This window comes from Nocardiopsis moroccensis (assembly GCF_055763695.1).
In genome coordinates, this window is record NZ_CP199747.1 from 5,009,255 (window position 1) to 5,030,402 (window position 21,148).

General features: G+C 72.4%; 19 protein-coding genes. 11 read left to right on the top strand and 8 right to left on the bottom strand.

Translation table 11 applies throughout. From position 1 onward, the window contains the following. The 3 genes from ACUKCB_RS22205 to ACUKCB_RS22215 all read left to right on the top strand — a co-directional run bounded on the left by ACUKCB_RS22205 (position 1) and on the right by ACUKCB_RS22215 (position 2,718). On the top strand, positions 1-1,002 hold the full coding sequence (locus ACUKCB_RS22205; RefSeq protein ID WP_473037530.1) for an ABC transporter ATP-binding protein: 1,002 nt from the start codon (positions 1-3) through the stop codon (positions 1,000-1,002). A 159-nt stretch (positions 1,003-1,161) separates the two neighbouring features. Then, on the top strand, positions 1,162-1,668 hold the full coding sequence (locus ACUKCB_RS22210; RefSeq protein WP_473037531.1) for a hypothetical protein: 507 nt from the start codon (positions 1,162-1,164) through the stop codon (positions 1,666-1,668). A gap of 144 nt (positions 1,669-1,812) precedes the next feature. Continuing rightward, positions 1,813-2,718, top strand: coding sequence for a DMT family transporter (locus ACUKCB_RS22215; protein ID WP_473037532.1), 906 nt, complete (start codon positions 1,813-1,815; stop codon positions 2,716-2,718). A gap of 256 nt (positions 2,719-2,974) precedes the next feature. On the opposite strand, the gene ACUKCB_RS22220 is transcribed toward ACUKCB_RS22215, so the two are convergent. Further along, positions 2,975-4,705, bottom strand: coding sequence for a GAF domain-containing sensor histidine kinase (locus tag ACUKCB_RS22220; protein WP_473037533.1), 1,731 nt, complete (start codon positions 4,703-4,705; stop codon positions 2,975-2,977). 315 nt (positions 4,706-5,020) lie between these two features. Here ACUKCB_RS22220 and ACUKCB_RS22225 point away from each other — a divergent pair, with 315 nt between their 5' ends. Together ACUKCB_RS22225 and ACUKCB_RS22230 are read left to right on the top strand one after the other, a co-directional pair. Further along, the gene (locus tag ACUKCB_RS22225; RefSeq protein WP_473037534.1) at positions 5,021-5,839 is read left to right on the top strand and encodes a prolipoprotein diacylglyceryl transferase; all 819 of its coding nucleotides are present in this window, start codon (positions 5,021-5,023) and stop codon (positions 5,837-5,839) included. A gap of 367 nt (positions 5,840-6,206) precedes the next feature. Continuing rightward, complete coding sequence (locus tag ACUKCB_RS22230) at positions 6,207-7,208, top strand: hypothetical protein (RefSeq protein WP_473037535.1); 1,002 nt, start codon at positions 6,207-6,209, stop codon at positions 7,206-7,208. A gap of 274 nt (positions 7,209-7,482) precedes the next feature. Here ACUKCB_RS22230 and ACUKCB_RS22235 read toward each other — a convergent pair whose 3' ends face one another. The 3 genes from ACUKCB_RS22235 to ACUKCB_RS22245 form a co-directional block, all read right to left on the bottom strand. After that, positions 7,483-9,147 carry an LCP family protein gene (locus ACUKCB_RS22235; RefSeq protein WP_473037536.1) on the bottom strand — a complete coding sequence of 555 codons (1,665 nt, stop codon included), beginning with the start codon at positions 9,145-9,147 and terminating at the stop codon, positions 7,483-7,485. A 461-nt stretch (positions 9,148-9,608) separates the two neighbouring features. Then, positions 9,609-10,301, bottom strand: coding sequence for a hypothetical protein (locus ACUKCB_RS22240; RefSeq protein ID WP_473037537.1), 693 nt, complete (start codon positions 10,299-10,301; stop codon positions 9,609-9,611). A gap of 353 nt (positions 10,302-10,654) precedes the next feature. Next, positions 10,655-11,842, bottom strand: coding sequence for an ROK family transcriptional regulator (locus ACUKCB_RS22245; protein WP_473037538.1), 1,188 nt, complete (start codon positions 11,840-11,842; stop codon positions 10,655-10,657). A gap of 203 nt (positions 11,843-12,045) precedes the next feature. Here ACUKCB_RS22245 and zwf point away from each other — a divergent pair, with 203 nt between their 5' ends. The 4 genes from zwf (at position 12,046) to ACUKCB_RS22265 (ending at position 16,391) form a co-directional block, all read left to right on the top strand. After that, complete coding sequence (gene zwf, locus ACUKCB_RS22250) at positions 12,046-13,524, top strand: glucose-6-phosphate dehydrogenase (RefSeq protein ID WP_473037539.1); 1,479 nt, start codon at positions 12,046-12,048, stop codon at positions 13,522-13,524. After that, the gene (gene edd / locus ACUKCB_RS22255; protein WP_473037540.1) at positions 13,521-15,371 is read left to right on the top strand and encodes a phosphogluconate dehydratase; all 1,851 of its coding nucleotides are present in this window, start codon (positions 13,521-13,523) and stop codon (positions 15,369-15,371) included. Before zwf ends, edd begins: the two co-directional genes overlap by 4 nt. 77 nt (positions 15,372-15,448) lie before the next feature. Then, positions 15,449-16,087, top strand: coding sequence for a bifunctional 4-hydroxy-2-oxoglutarate aldolase/2-dehydro-3-deoxy-phosphogluconate aldolase (eda, locus tag ACUKCB_RS22260; protein WP_473037541.1), 639 nt, complete (start codon positions 15,449-15,451; stop codon positions 16,085-16,087). Positions 16,088-16,178: 91 nt separating this feature from the next. After that, positions 16,179-16,391, top strand: a complete 213-nt coding sequence (locus ACUKCB_RS22265) for a hypothetical protein (protein WP_473037542.1) — start codon at positions 16,179-16,181, stop codon at positions 16,389-16,391. Between the two features lie 100 nt (positions 16,392-16,491). On the opposite strand, the gene ACUKCB_RS22270 is transcribed toward ACUKCB_RS22265, so the two are convergent. The 4 genes from ACUKCB_RS22270 to ACUKCB_RS22285 form a co-directional block, all read right to left on the bottom strand. Further along, complete coding sequence (locus tag ACUKCB_RS22270) at positions 16,492-17,271, bottom strand: TetR/AcrR family transcriptional regulator (RefSeq protein ID WP_473037543.1); 780 nt, start codon at positions 17,269-17,271, stop codon at positions 16,492-16,494. 74 nt (positions 17,272-17,345) lie between these two features. Then, positions 17,346-18,203, bottom strand: a complete 858-nt coding sequence (locus ACUKCB_RS22275; RefSeq protein ID WP_473037544.1) for an ABC transporter permease — start codon at positions 18,201-18,203, stop codon at positions 17,346-17,348. Further along, on the bottom strand, positions 18,200-19,243 hold the full coding sequence (locus tag ACUKCB_RS22280; RefSeq protein ID WP_473037545.1) for an ATP-binding cassette domain-containing protein: 1,044 nt from the start codon (positions 19,241-19,243) through the stop codon (positions 18,200-18,202). Before ACUKCB_RS22280 ends, ACUKCB_RS22275 begins: the two co-directional genes overlap by 4 nt. A 138-nt stretch (positions 19,244-19,381) precedes the next feature. Beyond that, positions 19,382-19,951 (bottom strand): DNA-3-methyladenine glycosylase I, encoded by a 570-nt coding sequence (locus ACUKCB_RS22285; RefSeq protein WP_473037546.1) that lies wholly within the window; start codon positions 19,949-19,951, stop codon positions 19,382-19,384. Between the two features lie 178 nt (positions 19,952-20,129). On the opposite strand from ACUKCB_RS22285, the gene ACUKCB_RS22290 reads away from it, so the two are divergent. Beyond that, positions 20,130-20,729, top strand: a complete 600-nt coding sequence (locus ACUKCB_RS22290; protein ID WP_473037547.1) for a GNAT family N-acetyltransferase — start codon at positions 20,130-20,132, stop codon at positions 20,727-20,729. Between the two features lie 2 nt (positions 20,730-20,731). Beyond that, entirely contained in the window at positions 20,732-21,148 is a 417-nt protein-coding gene (locus ACUKCB_RS22295) for a VOC family protein (protein ID WP_473037548.1), read from the top strand.

Below are 21,148 nucleotides of genomic sequence, written 5' to 3' on the forward strand. Positions count from 1 at the left end.
ATGCCCACCCACGAGAGCACAGCGGGCGAGGCCGCCGCCGACGGGGACGGCGGACCGATCATCGAGGCGGTCGGGCTCGGCCGCGACTTCGTCCGCTCCGAGGGCCGGTTCCTCCGCAGGACCAGGCGCACCGTCAGCGCCGTCCGGGACGTGACCTTCACCGTCCGGCCCGGGGAGATCGTCGGCTACCTGGGCCCCAACGGCGCCGGGAAGTCCAGCACCATGAAGATGCTCACCGGCATCCTCACCCCGACCTCGGGCAGCGTGCGGGTCGCCGGGATGGAACCGTCCCGGCAGCGCACTCGCCTGGCCCGGGAGATCGGCGTCGTGTTCGGTCAGCGCACCACTCTGTGGTGGGACCTGCCGCTGCGCGACAGCCTCACCCTCACCCGGCACCTGTACCGGGTGCCCGCAGCCGTGCACGCCGAGCGTCTGGCCGAACTCACCGAGCTCCTGGAACTCGGGCCGTTCCTGGGTACCCCGGTACGCCAGCTCAGCCTGGGCCAGCGGATGCGCGGGGACCTCACCGCCGCACTGCTGCACGCCCCGCGCCTGCTGGTGCTGGACGAGCCGACCATCGGGCTGGACGTGGTCAGCAAGTCGACCATCCGCGAGTTCCTGCTGAGGGTCAACCGGGAGCGGGGCACCACCATCCTCATCACCACGCACGACCTCGGTGACGTGGAACGGCTGTGCGACCGGGTGATGGTGATCGACCACGGCCGTGTGGCCTTCGACGGGGACCTGCCCGAGCTGCGCGCCACCGTCCCGACCCCGCGGGTGCTGGTGGTCGATCTGGTGGCCCCGGCGCCCGCCATCGAGGTGTCGGGTGCCACCGCGGTACGGGTGGACGGACCGCGCCAGTGGCTGGAGCTGGCGGACAACCCGGCCCGGGTGATCGCGGCGGTCACCCGGGAACACGAGGTGGCCGACCTGACCCTGCGCGAACCCGATATCGAGGGGGTGGTGTCCGCCCTGTACCGAGGGGGTCGGGCGCCGTGATCCGGCCCGCCCGGGGCCGGACACCGCGGTCCCGCTCCGGCGCGGGGTCGGTGGCCCTTGCCCCGGGGCGGGAGCGTGCGGGACGGGGAGCGCGCACCCCGGGAGGTGGTGGTATCACCACCATGGAAAAGGCTGCCCCCGCGCGCGAACCTGGGTCGTATGGACAGAACCCTTCCGAACCCGGTGCGTTGGGCCACGATCCTGTGGTCGGTGGCGATCGCGGCCGGGATCACCGAGACCTCCCTCGCCGTCGCCCCCGGTCTGGCCGACGGCGGGGCCGTGCCGTGGCTCGCCCTGGTCACGCGCGGGCTGCTCTACACCTTCTCCGCGCTCCTGGTCGCCTGGTTCTCCCGGGGACACGGGTGGGCGCGGATCACCCTGGTGGTGCTCATGACCGGGGTGGGGCTCGCGAGTGTGCTGGTCTCCATGGGGCTCGGGGTGCTGTCCGGGTTCGGGGTGTTCGTCGGACTGGGTTACGAGGGCCACGGTGCCGTCCTCCTCGTCCGGGTCGCGCACACGCTCGTCTACGTCGGGGCTGTGGTGGTGGCGACGGTGTCCGCCTTCCTGCCCGGAGCCAACCGGTACTTCCGTGGGGCCCGGGGCGCGATGGCCGCCCAGGACCTCCGGCACAGCGGGGCTCCCCTCTCCCGCGCCGCTCTCGCGTGACGCGCACCGGCCGGGCCCGCACCGTCCGGGTGTGCCGCGCACCGACCGGAGCCGTACCGTCTTCGTGCCGCCCCTGACCAGGCCCGCCAACGGGACTCAGGCCCCCGTTGTCCTGAGCGGGAAGGTGCCGGGAGGATGGTCGATATGACCGCTTCGTCCTACGGGGTGTGGCTCGGAATCACCTTCGGTGTTCTGTCCTGCGCCGCCTACACGGCCGCAGCCGTGGCCCAGCGCAGGCTCGCCGTCCGTATCACCGGACCACTGACCGGACGCGGTCAACTGGGGCCGCTGCTCCGACACCCGCTCTGGTGGGTGTCCCTGGTGTTCAACGGGGGCCGCGCCGGCTTCCAGGTGGCCGCGGTGAGCTTCGCGCCGCTGACCGTGGTGCAGCCCCTCGGCGTCCTGGTACTGATCTTCGGCGTTCCCTGGTCGGCCAGGCTCGCGCATCGCCGGGTGACCCGGGCGGAGTGGCGCGGCACCGCCTACACGGCGGTGGCGCTCGGGGTCCTGCTCGCGGTCACGGTCACCGGCGGCCAGGGCGGGGTGCTGTCCGCCGAGGGCTCGGTGCTCGTGGGCGCCGGGACCGTCGCCCTGCTCGCCGCCGTCGCCTGGGCAGCGGGCCGGGTTCCGTCACCGGCCTGGCGCAGCTACCTGCTGGCGGCGTCCGCCGGTGTGGCCTTCGGGGTCTCCTCGGCGGCGGTGAAGACCGCCGTGTGGGCCTTCGGGGACGGGGCGCCGGCCGGGATGGCACATCCCGCGACGCTGGCCGCCCCGGTGATCGCGGTCCTCGGGCTCTTCCTCGCCCAGGCCGCCTACCAGGGGGTCGACCTGGGGGCTCCGCTGGGCGTCACGACGCTGGCCAACCCGGTCGCGGCGGCGATCGTGGGGGTTTCGTTCATGGGCGAGTCCTATGCGGGTGGCTGGCTCGGCGGCGTGGTCGCCCTGGTGTGCGCGTTCGTCGCGGCGCATGGGATCCGCCTGCTGACCGTCCCCTCCGAGGATGTCGTGCGGCCCGCCCCGCGCGCCTCGGGACCCGGTCCCCGCGCCTGACCGTGCCCACCGATGAGCGGTCGGCCGTCCACAGCCTGTGGACGGCCGACCGCGGTCCGGCAGCAAACGTTTCACCCCGTGCCGCCGGGACCGCCGCTCCGAGCGGGGTTGCTTTCGTTGCGTAGTTTCGTCACGACTGCGTTGCGTCTCGTGACCCGTTCCCGGTGTCCACCTCCCACGGGCCGACGGGCGGCCCGGCCCTCGTGGCAGTCCGGGCCGCGCAGGGACGCGACACCCCTCGGCCCCGGGGCCCTCCTCAGCTCGCGGGGCCCTCGACCGGGACCTTCCACACGAGCACGGTGCCGCCGCCGGAGCCCCTGCCGGCGCTGAACACGCCGCCCAGGGCCCGGGCGCGCTGGTCCAGGTTGCGCAGGCCGCTCCGGCGTCCCTCCTCGGGAAGCCCCACCCCGTTGTCGGTGACGGTGAGCGCCAGGGTGGTGGGCCGTCCGGTCGCGGACCTCTCCTCCACCGTCACCGAGACGTGCACCTCCGTGGCCCGGGCGTGCCGGGCGACGTTGGTCAGGCCCTCGCCCAGGACCGCCAGCAGTTGTTCGCCCACCTCGTCCGGGACCGACGCGTCGATCGGCCCGTCCAGACTCACCCCCGGGTGGCACCCCAGGCTGTGCGCGGTGCTCTCCGCCAGCCGCAGGATCCTCCCGCGCAACGACGTGTCCCGCCGGCTCGGCGGGTTCTGGAGGTCGAAGATGGTCGACCGGATCTCCCGGATCGTGCCGTCCAGTTCGTCGATGGTGCTCTGGACGCGCTCCTCGGCCTCCGGGGAGCCGATCAGCCGGACCGTGCTCATCAGGGTCATCGCGGAGGCGAACAACCGCTGGATCACCACGTCGTGCAGGTCCTTGGCGATCCGGTCCCGCTCCTCCAGCACCACGATCCGCTCGCTGTCCCGCCGTGCCTCTGCCAGCTCCAGGGCCACCCCCGCCTGCACGGAGAAGGCGTGCAGCATGCGCCGTACGTTCTCGTCGAACGGGGGCCGCTCGGCGAGCTTGCCGAGCAGCAGCACCCCCCGGGTGTTCCCGGGCGTTCCCAGGGGCACCAGCAGACCGGGGCCGTAACCCCGGTGGGTGAGCATCGGGCAGTTGGCCAGCCGCAGGTCGGGGAGTGCGGTGGCCTCACCCGTCTCGTACACCAGCCCGCAGACGGAGTCGTGGATCTCCACCGGGGTCCCCAGGATCTCCTGGGCGATGGGGCCGTCCGCGAACTCCGCGAACAGGTGCCCCCGCGCGTGCGGGTCAGGCAGCATCACCACCGCCGTGTCCGCACCGCCGATCTCCCTGGCCTGGGCCGCCATGAAGGCCAGTACCTCATTGGTGTCGGCCCCCGACAGCAGCCGGGTGGTGATCTCGGTGGAGGCGCCCAGCCACCGCTCGCGCAGCCGGGTCTCCTCGTAAAGGCGGGCGTTCTCGATCGCCACGCCCGCGGCGGTGGCCAACGCGGTGACGATGGTTTCGTCCTCCTCGTCGAACTCCCCGCCGTTCTCCTTCTCCGTCAGGTAGAGGTTGCCGAATATCTCGCCGCGCACCTGGATCGGCACACCGAGGAAACTCGACATCGCGGGGTGCCCCTCGGGGAACCCGCCGAAGTCCGGGTGGTCGCGCAGGTCGGACAGGCGCAGCGCGGTTCGTTCGTACAGGGGCGCGCCCAACACCCCCTTGCCGTGCGGGAAACGGCCGATCCGCTCCGCCTGTGCCCGGGAGAGCCCGACCGGGATGAACTCGGTGAAGCTCCCGTCCTCACCGATCACACCCAGACCGGCGAACCTGGCCTCCGCCAGGTGCGCGGCGGCCTCCGTGAGCCGGCGCAGCACGGTCGCCAGATCCAGATCACCACCGATGGCCAGGACCGCCTGGAGCAGGGAGTGCACCCTCCCCTGGGCGGAAAGCCCCGGGTTCATCTGGGAGTGCACCTCGGAGAGGAGCTCCTCCAGGGGCCTGGGGGACAACCGGTGGCTCTGGGGGATCTCGGTCATGTGTGGGTCAACCTCCGCAGAGCCGTTGAGGGGTTGAGGGCTAATAGTTGAATTGTCGTTGGTTTTTTCCCGGTTTGCCACATCTGGCTGCTAGGAAGCTTGTCCGAGAGCCCGGAAATTCCCCGGGAATCGGGGGCGGCGGCTCGGCAATTCATGCTAACGTCACGGTCAGTCGGCGCACGAAGGCCTCTCTGACCTCGCGTCCAGCGCATGTAACCCCTGTTTTCCGGTGCTATTCGCACGCACCCCTGATGTTGTCGCTCCTCGGCACTTCGCCGGGGCGGACTCGCCCCCACAGCGGAAGGAAACCTCCCGGTGTCTGGATACCACGGTACGGTCGGCGCCATCGGCGTCCGTCCCGCCGTGTGGCCGGAAGCACTCCGGCGGGCCCTGCTGCTCGCCGGTCTGGTTGCCGGAATCCTGTTCACCGTGTGGCTCGCAGCCGCGATCCCGGCGCACGCCGAAGAGGTACCCGTCACCGGGAACGCCCTACCCGGCGAGACCGTCGTTGAAAGCGCCGAGACCCTCGGCGGTTCGATCAGCGGAGCGGTCACCGCCGTGGGCGACCAGGCAGCGAGGCAGGCCGACAGGGCACTGGACGGAGCAGCCGAGACCGCCCGAGCGGTCGAGACCGAAGCGGCCGAACCCGTCCAGCAGGTCCGTGAAACGGTCCGGGACACCTCCCTGCCGCGTCCCGAGGACCTGCCCGAGACCGTCATCCCCGTCCCCGAGCAGGTCACCGCACCCGCCCCGGTCGGCGATGCCGCGGACGTCCCCGCCGAGCCCCGCCAGGAGCAGGGGCCCGGCGCGCAGGCCGAGAAGCCGGCGGTGGACGAGCGGATCGCGGACGGAGCCCCCGTCACGGCGCGTCCGCAGACCGACCCCTCCGCCGAGGAGACCGGTACCCGCGAACAGGGCGGAACCGTTGACACCGGACCCCGCGGGGCCGAGACGGTCACCACCGTGGCCAACGGTACCTCTGCCGTCGGCGGCGCCACCGCCCCCGCGGTCGCCGGTTACCTGCAGACCGCCGGATCCCCGGCTCCCGCCCCCGGCCTGTTCGAGGCCGCCCGGCACGTCCTGCGCTCGGCCCCCGCCGACTCCGCGGACGAGCCGACCTTCTCCCCGGACTAGCGCACCACCGGACACGCGTCCCGCACCGCAGGCCCCGAGCCCCGCGCGCCGCACGCGTCCGCTTTCCGCGCGCCCCTTCGAGCGGCGCCCTCCCAGCGACACCCGCTACCCAGTGACACCTGGGGGTTGACGTGAGCCCCGCACCTCGTTCGCGAGGTTCACGTCAGCCGGTGGTCCGCCAGACCGACCGACTGGTTCCGGCCCGAACCCGACCCGCCCCCGCCAGGGGCGGCGGGGTTCACCGGCCGGAGAGCTCACCCGTACGACCACCAGGCCCGGAACCCTTGGCCAGGGAACCGGACCACCGGGGCACGACACCCGCTCCGTCGCGCCCCCGAACCGAACACACACTCCGGAAGGACATTCCATGTTCCACACCGCCCGTACCTCCGCCCGGACCCTGCTGGTGGCCGCCGGCGCCGCCGGATTCGTCGCCCTCGGCGCCGGTGTCGCAGGGGCCGACGCGCTCGGCGGTGCCACGGAGGGCCTCCCCCTGGGCGACCTGGGCAGCCAGGTTCCGTCCACCCTGACCGATGGCGTCACCTCGCCCGTCGGCGACCTGATCAAGGTCCAGCCCGGCGAGCTCTCCGCCCAGCCCGACCTGCAGCACCAGTCCGGCCAGGACGGCGGCCCCCTCGGCCACGTGGTCGGCGACACCGTCTCCAGCGACAGCATCTCCGCGGACGCTCCGCTCCAGACCGGTGAGGACAACTCCACCGGCGTCGGCCCGTTGGAGCTGGACAGCGCCACCGAGACCCTGCCGCTCAGCAGCGGGTCGGTCGACCCGGTCTCCACCCTGCTGGGTGGGGCGGGCCTGCTCGACGGCCTGGGCCTGAACGGTGGCGGCCAGACCCTGCCGTTGAGCCACCCCGAGTCGCCGCTCTCCCTGGAGCAGAGCACGGATGTCGTCAACGACACCGCCGCCGAACTGGGCGACCGTGTCGGCAGCGGCCTCCACGAGGCCAACCCCGAGCTGGTGGGCCTGGACGACATCGACCTCGCCCAGGTCGGTGAGACCGTTCCGATGAGCGACCCGGTCGGGCTCGACGCGGGCGAGAACGCCGACCTGACCGGTGGGCTCACCACCCTGCTGCCCAGCGACGTCAACGACACCCTGCCGATGAGCGGTGCCGAGGCGGGGTTGGAGGGTGGCCTGCTGCCGCAGACCCCCGGCGGCGACCTGGTCGACGTCCAGGGCCTGCCGGAGCTGGACGCCCCCGAGGTCGGCACCGAGCAGCTGCCCCTGGCCGGGGAACTGCCCACCGACGACCTGCCCACCGGTGACCTGCTGCCGGTGGAGCAGCTGCCCCTCGCCGAGGAGCTGCCCGCCGGTGACCTGCTGGGCGAGGACCTGCCGGAGCTGTCCTAGCCCCAGAACGTGCGCCCGCCGGTCATGGCGGGCGCACACCGCCTCGGGCGGTGCGCGGGACCACCCCCGTCGACCGGGGCGCCAGGGGACTGTGGGGGTTCCCCGGCGCGTACCGACGGGAGGGCGCAGACCCCGCCGCCCGAGGCATCCGCCCCCTCCCGGGACCGTGACGACACCCCCGGTCCCGGGAGAGCGGGCCCTGCGCCCCAGCGGACAGCACGAGGCCCCCGCCGCATTCGCGCGGCGGGGGCCTCGTGCTGTCGGTCGTGTCCGGCTACCAGTCGTTCTCGCCGGTGCCGAAGCCGAGACCGTCCTGGCAGGGATCGGACGTGGCGTCCCGGCCCACGCCCGGTCGGGCGGGCGTGTCCGGCATGGCATCGCCCTCTCCGGCGGCAGCCTCCGCGTCCGCCGGGGTCGGCTCGGCCGTCGGCGGCTCCTGCGGGGCGGACGCGTCGTCGGCAGCGAGCAGTTCGGGCAGGCTGCGGTCCTCGCGCACCGCGGAGAACAGCTCGGCGGCCTCCGCCTCGTTCCACATGACCCGGTTGGGGTCGTAGGGCGCCTGGTACCAGGGCACGGTGTGGAACTCGATGTCGGCCAGGTCCACGTCGGCCATCGTGACCGCCACGGACAGCATCCGGTCCAGGGTCAGTTCCCGGTCGGTGGCGCTGTGCCGCACCACCGCCTGGAGGATGCCGTTGAGCTTGCCCGGGCTCGTGAGCACGTCGCTGCTGGTCACCTGGTCCGCGAGCGCGGCGAGGAACATCTGCTGCCGGTCGATGCGTCCCATGTCGCCGCCGTCACCGATGTCGTACCGGGCGCGGACGAAGGACAGCGCCTCGTCCCCGTCCAGGGTCTGCTCGCCGGCTTCGAGGTCCAGTTTGGCGCGGCGGTCCTGCATCGGTTCGGGGATGCACATGTCCACACCACCGATGGCGTCCACCACATCCCGGAAGCTCGCGAAGCTCAGGTGGACGAAGTGGTCGACCCGGATGTCCGTGAGGGTTTCGATGGTCCGCACGACGCAGGGAGGGCCGCCGTGGTACATCGCGGCGTTGATCATGCCGAAGTAACCGTAGGTCCCCTGGGCCTCACCGTAGGCGTCGCACTCCGGGAGCTGGACCAGGGAGTCGCGCGGGAAGCTGATCACCGAGGCCCGGTTGTCCGGGGAGATGTGCGCCAGCATCAGGGAGTCGGACCGCTCGCCCTCGAACTCCGTGGAGTAGGCGGGGCTGTCCTCCTCGTACCCGTCCGAGCCGATGAAGAGGATGTTGACCGCGTCGTTGAGTTTGTCCGGACGCTCCTCCTCGTTGAGCAGCGCACCGATGTCGTGCTGCACCATGTCGGAGCGCAGGTACTGGTAGTAGCCGTAGGCGGTGGCCACGCCGGCGCACATGACCAGGGCCAGGGTCGCGGAGGTCCACAGGGCGACCCTGCGCAGACGGCCCCGTCTGCGCTTCTTCCCGGTGGCTCCGGCTCCGGCCTCCGGAGCGCCCTCTCCTGCGGCGCCGTCCTGCGCAGGGCCGTCCTCGACCGTGCCGGCCCCGGCGCCCGCCCCGCCCGGGTCTGGCCCGACAGTGGCATCCGTTCCAATCACGGTGGCCGCAGCGGGTTCGGCGGTGGGCTCCGTATCCCCGTCGGACTCCGACCCGGCCCCGGTGTTCGCGGTGGTCTCGACCGGTACCCCGGTGTCGATGACCACGGTCTCCGGGGAGTCCTCCCCGTCCGCGGCTGATGCGTCACGGTCGGGATCCTCGCCGGAGGACCGAGCCGCGTCCTCCTCGGGGGACTCTGCCTCGGGGCTCTCCCCCGCATCGGCGGACCGTTCGGTGTCGGGCTCGGCGGCCTCCTCCCCGGCGCTCTCGGTCCGGGGAGGGTGCTCGGGGGTCTGGTCTGGTGTGTGGTCCGCGCCGGGATCGGCGGGGTTCTCGTCAGCGGGCATAGTGACAATCTCGGTGAGTTCGGACGGCTGGGTGTGCCAACGGCCGGACACCGACCCTGGCGGGTCACGCGTCCGTGTCCGAGAGGGGCGGAGGTCGCGCGGGGGATGCGCGCGGGCGGACCGGAATCCTGGCCGAAAAGTCACCGAGGGGGGATGGCGAATCCGTGAGGAAAGCTGGAGCGGCAGCGGCCAGAGGGCGCTGAGAATACCGGAACCCGCGCGTGGCAGTGATCCTAGGTGAAGTTCCCGATGAGTGCGCGCTCGGGTTGTCCACGCGCGCGGTTCCTGACCACAATTACGCCGCACAATTCCTTCGCCGAGGGCAGTCGTCCGAGGCTTTCCTGTCCGACTGTCTCATCCGCACCCGCGCGAATCACCTCTGACCCGCCGGTGAAACACGGTTTCCCTCCGGTGAAGCGGTGTTCGACGCAAAGATCATGCGTTGTCGTCCTCTGTCCGGATCAGTCGTCCCAGAAGGCGCTCTCCTTCTTGGGCTCCTCCTCGGTGGCGGTCGCGGTGGTGCGCCCGCCGCTCTTCCCGCTCGGTTTGGCGGCGGTCTTGGTGGTCTTGGCGGTCTTGCGCGCGGTGCCGCCGGTACTGCCGGTGCCACCGGTGGCCTTCGCGGTGCCGGTGTGTCGCGGCCGGGGGGTGACCGGGCTCTTCTCGATCGGTGCGCTGGGCTTGGGTGCCTCGCCGGAGTGGATGCTCAGGGCCTCCTCCTCCACCTTCAGCATCCTGCGCATCACGTCGGGTACCTCGGGCAGGCGGTCCGCGCGCAGGTGGGCGCCGAGGACGTCCAGGGCGTGGTCGCACAGGACGCGCTTGGCGGCGGCGGAGTTGACGCCGCTCAACTGCTCGACCTCGGGCAGTTCGTGTTCGCGCAGCAGGCGGACGACGCGGCTGAGCCGCTCGCGGGCCTTGCGGTCGGTCATCGACATGACCGTGAGCTCCGCTTCACTCAGGAAGTCGGCGCCCTCGGCGGTGCCGTCGCGCTCCGCGATGAAGGCGCTGGTGAGGTTGCGCGCGGAGGTGCGGGTGGCGGTGCGCAGCTCGGAGCGGCGGATCTGCCGGGCGTGCAGGGCGGTCACGACCACGCTGGTGACGAGGCTGATGGCGGCGCCGAGCACGATGAGCGCGGCGTCGTTGGTGAGCATTTCCACGGGAGACCTTTCCGGGCGGGGGGCCGCACGGGGCATGGCCACGGGGTGACGGGGATGTGCGGGGGTACTGGTCAGTACTCGGGTGCGTGACTATTCGGCAGATGAGTACTCGTTGTCAAGGGTCACGACGGGGCGGGCGCTCGTGGGGACGGCGCCTTCGCAGGTCAGTACGGACGGGGGCATTGTCGACACTTCGCCCTGTCTACCGCTTGCCCGCACCCGGGCCGGGTAAACGTGCCTGTCCACAGGCTGTGGACGGCGCCCCGGTCCGACCGCCCCCTTCCGGCCGTTTCTCCCGGGTCGGTCCCTCTTCCCCGGGCCCCGCCGGAAGGCGTCTTGGGGCGGGCCTAACCGGCCAGGAACTTGTTCACGGCCTCGGGCGAGAGGATCTCCTCGCTGACCACGGCCGCGCAGCCGCGCACACCGGCGTCGTCCCACAGGGAGCTCGACACGATCCGCAACTGACGGGTGGCCAGGGCGGTGCACTGCTGGAAGACCGCCTCGCGCACCCCCGCCACCAGGTGGTCGTAGGCTTCGGACAGGTCGCCGCCGAGCACGATCAGCTCCGGGTTGAGCAGGTTGACCGCGCCCGCGAGCGCCTCGCCCAACCGCCGACCGGCCCCGCGCACGAGGGTGACCGCGACCGGATCGCCCTCCGCGGCCAACGACACCAGCTCCTTGAGCCCCGACACCTGCCGGCCCTGCTCCGCCGCGCGGACCAGCAGGCGGCGTCCGCCCGCCACCGCCTCCAGGCAGTCGGTGTTGCCGCAGCGGCACGGCAGGCCGCCCCCGTCGCGCACGGGGATGTGGCCGAGCTCCCCGGCCGCGCCCAGGGCGCCGCGCAGCAGGTTGCCGCCGGAGACCAGCCCGGCGCCGATCCCGGTGGAGACCTTCACGAACACCATGTCCTCGGTGTGACCGTGACCGCCCGCGATGTGTTCTCCCAGCGCCATCACGTTCACGTCGTTGTCCACCGTCACCGGGACCGGGAAGCGCTCGGCGACCAGCGGAGCCAGGGCCACGCCCGCCCACTTGCCCAGGAAGGGGCGGTCCTCGGCCCGCCCGGTGTGGAACTCCACCGTGCCCGGCAGGCCGATGCCGGCGCCGCGGACGTCCTCGGGGGAGCGGCCCAGCTCGCGGAGCTGCTCGGACCAGGTGTCCAGCAGCCAGGGGACGGTGGCGTCGGGCCCCTGCTCCATCTCGGGGGAACCCGGGGCGCGCACGAGTACCCGGCCGTCGAGGTCGCACACGGCGGCCTGGCTGCGGGCCATGCCGAGGGCGCCGGTGAGGATCAGCCCGTGCGAGGCGTTGAACTCCAGCAGCGTGGGCGGCCGTCCCCCGCTGGAGGCCGCCCGGGTCCCCTCGGTGACCAGCCCGCTCTCGATCAGCTCGGTGACCCGCAGGGCCACGGAGGGTCGGGACAGGCCGGTCGCGCGGGCGATCTCCGCCCGGCTGGCGGCGGCACCGGTGCGGATCATCTCCAGGATGTGCCCGCTGGTGGCGGTGGAGGACAAGCGTCCGGGGGTTCTGGCCATGCCTCATTGAACCATTCACTCGGCTGGGAGCCTCGAAGGCCGTTCACTTATGTAAATTTATGTTCTGAAGTGTGCTTGGTTTTTTACCATAGTGCGATTAGGGTCGAAATCGGGCCGTAAGTCCCCCAGGCAACAGCCCGGAGCCCCGGGCCCCGTCCCCGGAGCCCCCGCCGCTCACCTCCCCTCCCGCAGGAGCCAACCGAATGTCGCAGCAGCCCGACCCCCGTCCCACTGACCTGGTGGTCTTCGGCGGAACCGGTGACCTGTCCATGCGTAAGCTGCTCCCCTCCCTCTACCTCCTGGACCGCGACGGCCACCTGGTCGGGGACACCCGCGTCATCGCGGTCTCCCGCGACGGCCTCACCGACGCCGACCTGCGTGACAAGGCGTCCTCCGCCGTCCGCGGCCACAGCGCCGTCCAGGTCGTCGAACCCGAGGTCCTGCGCCGCTTCCGCGGACGCCTCTCCCACGTGACCGTGGACGTCGGCGGGGACCCCGCCGGCTGGGCGGACCTCGCCGCCGCGCTCACCCCCGGACGCGACCGCGTCTTCTACCTCGCCGTGCCGCCGATGATCTCCGGCGCCATCTGCCGGGGCCTGCGCGACGCCGGCCTGGTCACCCCGGACTCCCGCGTGGTCATGGAGAAGCCCCTCGGCCGCGACCTCGCCTCCGCCCAGGCCGTCAACGACGAGGTCGGGGCGGTCTTCGACGAGGCCCACACCTACCGGATCGACCACTACCTGGGGAAGGAGACCGTGCAGAACCTGCTCGTGCTGCGGTTCGCCAACGTCTTCCTCGAACCCCTGTGGAGCTCCCGGTGGATCGACCACGTGCAGATCACCGCGGCCGAGACCGTGGGAGTGGGCGGTCGGCGCGGTTACTACGACTCCTCCGGCGCCATGCGCGACATGGTGCAGAACCACCTGCTCCAACTGCTCTGCCTCACGGCCATGGAGCCCCCGGCCAGCTACGACCGCGACGCCGTCCGGGACGAGAAGCTCAAGGTCCTCCAGTCCCTGAGACCCATCTCCGGGTCAGCGGTCGCCGAGCACACCGTCCGCGGCCAGTACACCCGCGGCACCGTCCATGGTGACGAGGCGCTCGGCTACCTGGACGAGGCGGGCGGCCCTCCGGCCAGCGACACCGAGACCTTCGTGGCCCTGCGCGCCGAGGTCGCCAACTGGCGGTGGGCGGGCGTCCCCTTCTACCTGCGCACCGGCAAGCGCATGTCGCACGCCCGCTCCGAGATCGTCATCCGCTTCCGCGACGTCCCGCACACGATCTTCCCCGGCGCGGCCACCGCCCCCGGAGCGGGCAGCCTCGTCATCCGCCTCCAGCCGGACGAGGGCATACACCTCACCATGCTGACCAAGACGCCCGGCGCCGGCGCGCTGCGGCTGCGGCCGGTTCCGCTGGAGCTCAGCTTCGCCGACACCTTCGCCACCCGCTCGCCCGAGGCCTACGAGCGGCTCCTGATGGACGTGTTGGCCGGGGACTCCACCCTCTTCATGCGCCGCGACGAGGTCGAGGCCGCGTGGCGGTGGGTGGACCCCATCATCGAGGCCTGGAACGGCCTCGGTACCGCACCCGAAACCTACCCCGCCGGTAGCTCCGGCCCCGCAGGAGCACAGCGGCTCATCAGCCGGACCGGCCGCATGTGGCACGAAGAGGAGCAGACATGACCGCGCACACCCCCAGCACCAGCGCCCCGGGAGCAGGGGCGAAGACCCACCCGGTCGTCGCCGAGGTCACCCGGCGCCTGGCCGAGCGCAGCGCCCGGACCCGTTCCGCCTACCTCGACCGCATCCGCGAGGCCGTCGCCCAGGGGCCGGCCCGTACCTCCCTGGGCTGCGCCAACCTCGCGCACGGGTTCGCCGCCTGCGGGGTCGGCGACAAGCTCTCCCTGGCCGGTGACGTCACCCCCAACCTGGCGATCGTCTCCGCCTACAACGACATGCTCTCCGCCCACCAGCCGCTGGAGACCTACCCGGCCCTGATCAAGAAGGCGGTCTCCGAGGCGGGCGGCGTCGCCCAGTTCGCCGGCGGGGTGCCCGCCATGTGCGACGGCATCACCCAGGGCCGCGCGGGCATGGAGCTGTCCCTGTTCAGCCGGGACGTCATCGCGATGGCCTCCGCCGTGGCCCTGTCCCACGACATGTTCGACGGCGCGCTCATGCTCGGCGTGTGCGACAAGATCGTGCCGGGCCTGCTCATCGGGGCCCTGTCCTTCGGCCACCTCCCGGTGGCGTTCGTGCCGGCCGGGCCGATGCACTCCGGTCTGCCCAACAAGGAGAAGGCGCGGGTCCGCCAGCAGTTCGCCGAGGGCAAGGTGGACCGCAAGGAGCTCCTCCAGGCCGAGTCCGCCTCCTACCACTCGCCCGGTACCTGCACGTTCTACGGCACCGCCAACTCCAATCAGATGCTCATGGAGGTCATGGGCCTGCACCTGCCCGGGGCCAGCTTCGAGCAGCCCGGCACGCCGCTGCGCGAGGCCCTGACCGCGGAGGCCGGCCGTCGTGTGCTCGGGCTGACCGCCCTGACCGACCACCACAACCCGGTCGGCGAGCAGATCGACGAGAAGGCCGTCGTCAACGCGGTGGTCGCCCTGCTGGCCACCGGCGGCTCCAGCAACCACACCCTCCACCTGGTCGCCATCGCCCACGCGGCGGGGATCCAGCTGACCTGGGACGACTTCGCCGACCTGTCGGAGGCCGTGCCGCTGCTCACCCGCATGTACCCCAACGGCGCCGCCGACGTGAACCGGTTCCACGAGGTCGGCGGCATGGCCTTCCTCATCGGTACCCTGCTCGACGCGGGGCTGCTGCACGAGGACGTCCAGACGGTTGCCGGGCCGGGGCTGAACCGCTACCGGCAGGTGCCCCAGCTCGCCGAGGACGGGACGCTGACCTGGGTGGACGGTCCCGTGGAGAGCTCGGACAAGACGGTGCTGCGCGGGGTCGAGGACCCCTTCGCCCCCGACGGCGGGCTGCGTATGCTCGCGGGCAACCTCGGCCGAGCCGTGATCAAGGTGTCCGCGGTGGCCCCCGAGCGGCACGTCGTCGAGGCCCCCGCCAGGGTGTTCGCCGACCAGGCCGAGCTCCAGGCGGCCTTCACCGCCGACGAGCTCGACGGAGACTTCGTGGCGGTGGTGCGCTTCCAGGGCCCGCGCGCCAACGGCATGCCCGAACTGCACAAGCTCACCCCGCCGCTGGCCGTCCTCCAGGACCGGGGCCAGAAGGTCGCGCTGGTCACCGACGGCCGCATGTCCGGTGCTTCCGGCAAGGTGCCCGCGGCCATCCACGTCTCCCCCGAGGCGGAGGCGGGCGGACCGCTCGCCCGGGTCCGGGACGGCGACATCATCAGGCTGGACGCGGTCAAGGGGACACTGGAGGTCCTGGCCGACCTGGAGGGCCGCGAGGACGCCCGGCCCACGGTGGACTCCTCCACCGGTACCGGCCGCGAACTGTTCGCCGCCCTGCGCGGAGCGGTCGGACCGGCCGAGACCGGGGCCGGGGTCTTCGGCCACTGAGCCCCTCCGTCCGTGACTCCGTCCGCGAGGCGTCCGTACACATCGCCCCTTCGACCCGAGACCCCTTGGAGACAGCCATGACGACGTTCCCCCGCTCCGGTGCGGACGTCCTCGCCCTCGCCCCGGTGATGCCCGTGGTGGTGGTCGAGGAGGTCGAGCACGCGGTACCGCTGGCCCGCGCCCTGGTGGCGGGCGGCCTGCCCGGCATCGAGGTGACCCTGAGGACACCGGCGGCCCTCTCCGCGATCGAGCGTGTCGCCGAGGAGGTGCCCGAGGCCGTGGTGGGCGCGGGCACCGTCGTCAACGGCGAGCAGGCCGCGGCCGCCGCCAAGGCCGGGGCCCGGTTCCTGGTCAGCCCCGGGTGCACCCCGAACCTGGCCCGGGCGATGGCCGACACCGGCCTGCCCGCCCTGCCCGGGGTGGCTTCGGTGTCCGAGGCCATGGCCCTGCTGGAACTGGGCCTGACCGAGCTCAAGTTCTTCCCCGCGGAGGCCTCCGGCGGGGCGGCGTTCCTGAAGTCCCTCAACGGGCCGCTGCCGCAGCTCCGGTTCTGCCCCACCGGCGGCATCACCGCCCGGACCGCCCCGGACTACCTCGCCCTGCCGAACGTCGGCTGCGTGGGCGGTAGCTGGCTGACCCCCGCGGACCTGGTCGCCGGGGGACGCTGGGACACGGTCACCGAACTCGCCCGGGAGGCGGCCGCACTGGGCTCCTGAGCCCTGGAGACCGGCCCGGAGTCCGTAAAACCCTGGAACCCTCCTGTGAAGGTATGTAATGGTCTGCATATCTATCCAGGAGGGTTCCGTCATGCCCATTCACCCGTGGGACGCCGCGGTCGACGACGAGTGGCGGGCGTGGATCGCCCGGGGCCGTGACTTCGGTCAGCTCGCCCACTTCCAGCCCGACGGCGACCACGCCGACGTCACCCCGGACGGGGAGCCCTACGGCCGGATGCTCTCCGGGATCCGGGGCCTGGTCCTGCACGTGACGGAGGCCGCCGCCAAGTTCAACGTGATCTAGCCAGGAATCCCGGCCAGGCTGGCCGGGCGGGGCGGGCGCGACACCGGGGCCGCGCAGCAGAGGCGGCGGATCGGGGAGCGGGGCCCCTGGCGGCCGGCGGTCAGGAGGAACCCGTAGCCGGTGCGGAACGGGCGTCCACCAGGACCTGCACGCCGTCCAGGACCCGCTCCAGGCCGAAGGAGAACTCGTGCTCGGGGGCGTGGACCGCCTGGTGCGCCTGACCGACGGCGGTACCCACCCGGGAGGCCGTCGGGTACCGGGAGCCGTCGACCAGCGCGGCCAGCAGCGGATCGTGGGTCCGCCACCACTGCTCGTCGTCCATGCCGGACTCCCAGGCGACCTGCTCGGCGCCCAGGGTCTGCCGGGCGGAGCTCTCCACGTAACCGTTGACCAGGTTGACCGTGGAGTCCATCTCGATCTCGCTGAGGCCGAGCCCGTCCACCGCGGAGAGTTCGTGGTCGTACTTGGCGATCACGTTCGGGCCGAGCAGGCGCACGGTGACGGTCTGCAGCATCCACGGGTGGCGGATGTACAGCTCCCGGTTGGCGTGCGCGATCCGGCGGAGCCGGTCCCGCCAGGTACCGGAGCGCTCCTGCGTGTCCAGGTCGGCGTAGGCGGTGTCCACCATCAGGTCGATGAGCTCGCCCTTGCCCGGCACGTAGGTGTAGAGCGACATCGTGCCCACGCCCAGGGCCTCCGCGACCCTGCGCATCGAGAGCGCGGCCAGGCCCTCGGCGTCGGCCAGGGCGGTGGCGGCCGCCACGATCCGGTCGACGTTCAGCCCCGGCCTGCCCCGGCGGCGGCTCGCGGGTTCCTGGGTGCGCCACAGCAGGGCCAGGCTGCGCGCGGGGTCGCCACTCTTGCTGTGCTGCGGGGACATCGGTCCGTCCTGGTACTGGTTCCGTGGGGCGTACGGGCCAGTGTAAGCCGGGCGGGGGCACGGCCCGGGCCGGATCAGCCGCCGAGGTTGCGGTACCGGTGCACGCACAGCGGTGCGAACACCGCGACCAGCAGCAGCGGCCAGACCACCGCCATCAGGAGGGCGTTCTGCGCGACCCAGCCGTCCCCGACGGCCGCCGGGTTGCCGAACAGCCCGCGCGCGGCGGCCACGGTGGACGACATCGGGTTCCAGTCGGCGACCGCGCCCAGCCACACCGGCATGGTCGCGGTGGCCACGAAGGCGTTGGACAGGAAGCCGATCGGGAACTCCAGGGTCTGGATGACGGCGATGCCGCCCTGGCCGCGCATGACCAGGCCCACGTAGACGCCGATCCACACCAGGGCGAAGCGCAGCAGGAGCAGCAGCCCGAACCCGGCCAGGGCCGCCCCCGCGCTCCCGTGCCACTGCCAGCCCACGAGCATCCCGAACCCGACCAGGATCATCAGGGTGGCCGTGGAGCGGAGCATGTCCGCCAGGCAGCGGCCGACGACCACTGCGGAGGCGGCCATCGGCATCGAGCGGAACCGGTCGGTGATCCCGCGGGCGGAGTCGGTGGCCACGGCGGTGACGGTCTCTCCGAGTCCGAACACCATGACCATCGCGAACATGCCGGGCATGAGGTACTCGGTGTAGTTTCCGCCGCCCGGTACCGACATGGCGCCGCCGAGCAGGTACACGAACATCAGCACCATGAGGACCGGGAAGAGCAGTCCGAAGAGCAGCTCCCACGGCTGGCGCAGCCAGTGCGTGACGTCGCGCCGGGCCACGGTCCAGCCGTCGGCGGCGGCCCAGGCCAGGCGGTTCAGGGGCCCGCTCGGCGGCGCGGGGGCCGGGGCGGCGGGCGCGGCGGGGTTCGGGGCGGTGCGGTTCATCGCTGGACCTCCTGGCCGGTGTCCTGCTGCTCGGGTGCGGTGGTGCCGCCGGTCACCGGGGCGGCGGCGGGAGAGCCGGTGCCCGCGCGGGGGCCGGTCAGGTGCAGGAAGACCTCGTCGAGGCTGGGGCTGCGCAGGACCACGTCCGCCACGGCCACCCCGCCCTCGTCCAGGGCGCGCACGGCCCGGGTCAGGGAGGTCGCGCGGTCGTCCACCTCGGCGCTGATCCGCCGCTCCTCCGGGGCGGTGCGCACGGGGTGCCCGGTGGCCCCCTCCATCAGGGCGGCGGCCTCCGCCAGGGCGTGCCCCTCGTGCAGGACCACGTCGATCCGGTCCCCGCCGATCCTCGACTTGAGTTCGGCGGGCGTGCCCTCCGCGATCACGTGCCCGGTGTCGACCACCGAGATCCGGTCGGCCAGCCGGTCGGCCTCCTCCAGGTACTGGGTGGTGAGCAGGACGGACGTACCCCCGTCGACCAGGCCGCGCACGGCGGCCCAGACCTCGTCACGGCCGCGCGGGTCGAGGCCGGTGGTGGGTTCGTCGAGGAACACCACGGGCGGGCTGAGGATCATCCCGGCGGCCAGGTCGAGCTTGCGGCGCATCCCGCCCGAGTAGGTGCTGACCGGGCGCCTCCCGGTGTCGGACAGGCCGAAGCGCTCCAGGAGTTCGGCGGCCCTGCGGTCGGCCGCGCGGCCGACCAGGTGGTGGAGGCGGCCGAAGAGCTCCAGGTTCTGGCGGCCGCTGAGGATCTCGTCCACGGCGGCGTTCTGGCCGACCAGCCCGATCCGGTGGCGGACCCGGGCGCCCTGTGTGGCCACGTCGTACCCGGCGACCTGCGCGGTGCCCTCGTGCGGGCGGAGCAGGGTGGTGAGCACGCGGACCGCCGTGGACTTCCCGGCACCGTTGGGCCCGAGCAGGCCGTGGACGGTGCCCCGGCCGACCTCCAGGTCGAACCCGCGCAGGGCCCACCTGTCCTTGAACCTCCTGCCGATCCCGCGTGCGCTGACGGCTGGCGCTGTGCGCGCCGGTGCTGCTGCCATGGGTCCCTCCTCGTTCGTACTTCGTACAGTACGGCGTACGGACAAGGGAACGCGGGGACCCGGGAAGATAATTCCTTAGGGCATAAAGTTTTCTGGTGTCCTCTTTCCGGAGCAGGTCGGGAGGGGCTTCGGGCGGGCCTACCCGGGTTTGGCGGGGCAGTCCTCCAGGTGGTCCTCGACCAGACCGGTGGCTTGCAGGTAGGAGTAGACGATCGTGCTCCCCACGAAGTTGAACCCTCGCTTCCTCAGGTCCCGGCTCAGCCGGTCCGACAGGTCGGTGGTCACCGGGACCTGCCCGGCCGAGGCCCAGTGGCCGACGACCGGTCCCGGTACCCACCCCCACAGGTAGGCGTCGAAGCTTCCGAACTCCTCGCGCACCGCCAGGAAGGCCCGGGCGTTGCGTACCGCGGAGGCGACCTTGAGGCGGTTGCGGACGATCCCGGGGTCGGCGAGCAGCCGATCCGTCTCCGCCTGCCCGTAGGCGGCGATCCGCTCGTAGTCGAAACCGTCCATCGCGCGCCGGTAGTTCTCGCGTTTGTTCAGCACCGTGGACCAGGACAGGCCGGCCTGGGCGCCCTCCAGGACGAGCATCTCGAACAGGTACCCGTCCTCGTGCGAGACGCGCCCCCACTCGGTGTCGTGGTAGGCGGTCATCAGTTCGGACGCGTTCCGCGCCCAGGCGCAGCGGCGGTCGTCGGTGTCGGTCAAAGGTGCTCCCCGAAGAGGCGGTACGGATGGCTGCGTCCATCGTCCCGGACGGCTCCGACGGTCCGTGGTCCGCCGGACGGAACGTCGCACGGAACGCCGGGCGGGAGAACCCCGTTCAGGGACGTGGGGCGGGCGAAAACACGTTGTACCGGATGCCCGCGGAGGGAAGGATGGAACGGTGACAGACACGGACACGGACCCGCCACTCGGACCGCGACGCACCAGTCCACCCCGGATACGGCTGGTGGAGATGGTCGAACCCGTGCTCGCCGCCCTGGCGGAGGGGGACACGGAGACCGCGGGTGCGCTGCTCGGCACCGACCTCGGGGAGCACTTCGCGAGTGCGGAGATGCGCTGGCTGAGCCGGTACCGCCTCGGCCAGCTCCGGGCCGTGCCCGGCCGGGCGGGCTGGCTCGCGTACGTGGTCGTGGACGCCGACGACGGCCGGGCGGTCGGCCACGCCGGTTTCCACGGTCCCCCGGACGAGCGCCGGATGGTGGAGATCGGCTACTCCGTCGTGCCCGAACTGCGCCGCCGCGGCTACGCGCGGGCGACCCTGGTCGAACTGCTCCGCAGGGCCGACGCCTCTCCGGAGGTCGCCACCGTGCGGGCCTCGATCCGACCGGACAACGCCGCATCCCTGGCGACCATCGCCGGTTTCGGCTTCGAACGGGTCGGCGAGCAGTGGGACGACATCGACGGCCTGGAACACGTCCACGAACGCCCCTCGCCCCCGCCGTCCGCGCACCGGGAGCCGTCCGCACACCGAGAGAGGTAAGTATGGCCACCCCCCGCACCGAGGACACACCGGACACCGCCACGGGGTTCGGCTTCGGGCTCCACCACGTCCAGATCTCCCTGCCCCCGGGCGGGGAGGAGGCTTGCCGCGCCTTCTACGTGGACGTCCTCGGCTTCGTCGAGATCCCCAAGCCCTCGGCCCTGGCCGCGCGCGGCGGTCTGTGGGTCCGCGCCGACGGTCTGGAACTCCACCTGGGTGTGGAGAGGGACTTCGCCCCGCAGCGCAAGGCCCACCCCGGCATCCTCGTCCGGGAGCTCGACGCCCTCGCCGAGCGCCTCACCGCCGCCGGGTACGAGATCGTCTGGAACGACGACCTCCCCGGTCACCGCCGTTTCCACACCCGCGACAACAACGGCAACCGCCTGGAGTTCATCACCCCGGTCGGTACCCGGGGCTGA

Excerpts from the sequence above, each read along its gene's own strand:
- ACUKCB_RS22235 (WP_473037536.1), bottom strand. The coding sequence starts at position 9,147 with ATGCCCGCTGACGAGAACCCCGCCGATCCCGGCGCGGACCACACACCA.
- ACUKCB_RS22270 (WP_473037543.1), bottom strand. The coding sequence starts at position 17,271 with ATGTCCCCGCAGCACAGCAAGAGTGGCGACCCCGCGCGCAGCCTGGCC.
- ACUKCB_RS22280 (WP_473037545.1), bottom strand. The coding sequence starts at position 19,243 with ATGGCAGCAGCACCGGCGCGCACAGCGCCAGCCGTCAGCGCACGCGGG.
- ACUKCB_RS22210 (WP_473037531.1), top strand. The coding sequence starts at position 1,162 with ATGGACAGAACCCTTCCGAACCCGGTGCGTTGGGCCACGATCCTGTGG.
- ACUKCB_RS22205 (WP_473037530.1), top strand. The coding sequence starts at position 1 with ATGCCCACCCACGAGAGCACAGCGGGCGAGGCCGCCGCCGACGGGGAC.
- ACUKCB_RS22215 (WP_473037532.1), top strand. The coding sequence starts at position 1,813 with ATGACCGCTTCGTCCTACGGGGTGTGGCTCGGAATCACCTTCGGTGTT.
- ACUKCB_RS22275 (WP_473037544.1), bottom strand. The coding sequence starts at position 18,203 with ATGAACCGCACCGCCCCGAACCCCGCCGCGCCCGCCGCCCCGGCCCCC.
- edd (WP_473037540.1), top strand. The coding sequence starts at position 13,521 with ATGACCGCGCACACCCCCAGCACCAGCGCCCCGGGAGCAGGGGCGAAG.
- ACUKCB_RS22240 (WP_473037537.1), bottom strand. The coding sequence starts at position 10,301 with ATGCTCACCAACGACGCCGCGCTCATCGTGCTCGGCGCCGCCATCAGC.
- ACUKCB_RS22230 (WP_473037535.1), top strand. The coding sequence starts at position 6,207 with ATGTTCCACACCGCCCGTACCTCCGCCCGGACCCTGCTGGTGGCCGCC.
- zwf (WP_473037539.1), top strand. The coding sequence starts at position 12,046 with ATGTCGCAGCAGCCCGACCCCCGTCCCACTGACCTGGTGGTCTTCGGC.
- ACUKCB_RS22245 (WP_473037538.1), bottom strand. The coding sequence starts at position 11,842 with ATGGCCAGAACCCCCGGACGCTTGTCCTCCACCGCCACCAGCGGGCAC.
- ACUKCB_RS22265 (WP_473037542.1), top strand. The coding sequence starts at position 16,179 with ATGCCCATTCACCCGTGGGACGCCGCGGTCGACGACGAGTGGCGGGCG.
- eda (WP_473037541.1), top strand. The coding sequence starts at position 15,449 with ATGACGACGTTCCCCCGCTCCGGTGCGGACGTCCTCGCCCTCGCCCCG.
- ACUKCB_RS22295 (WP_473037548.1), top strand. The coding sequence starts at position 20,732 with ATGGCCACCCCCCGCACCGAGGACACACCGGACACCGCCACGGGGTTC.
- ACUKCB_RS22220 (WP_473037533.1), bottom strand. The coding sequence starts at position 4,705 with ATGACCGAGATCCCCCAGAGCCACCGGTTGTCCCCCAGGCCCCTGGAG.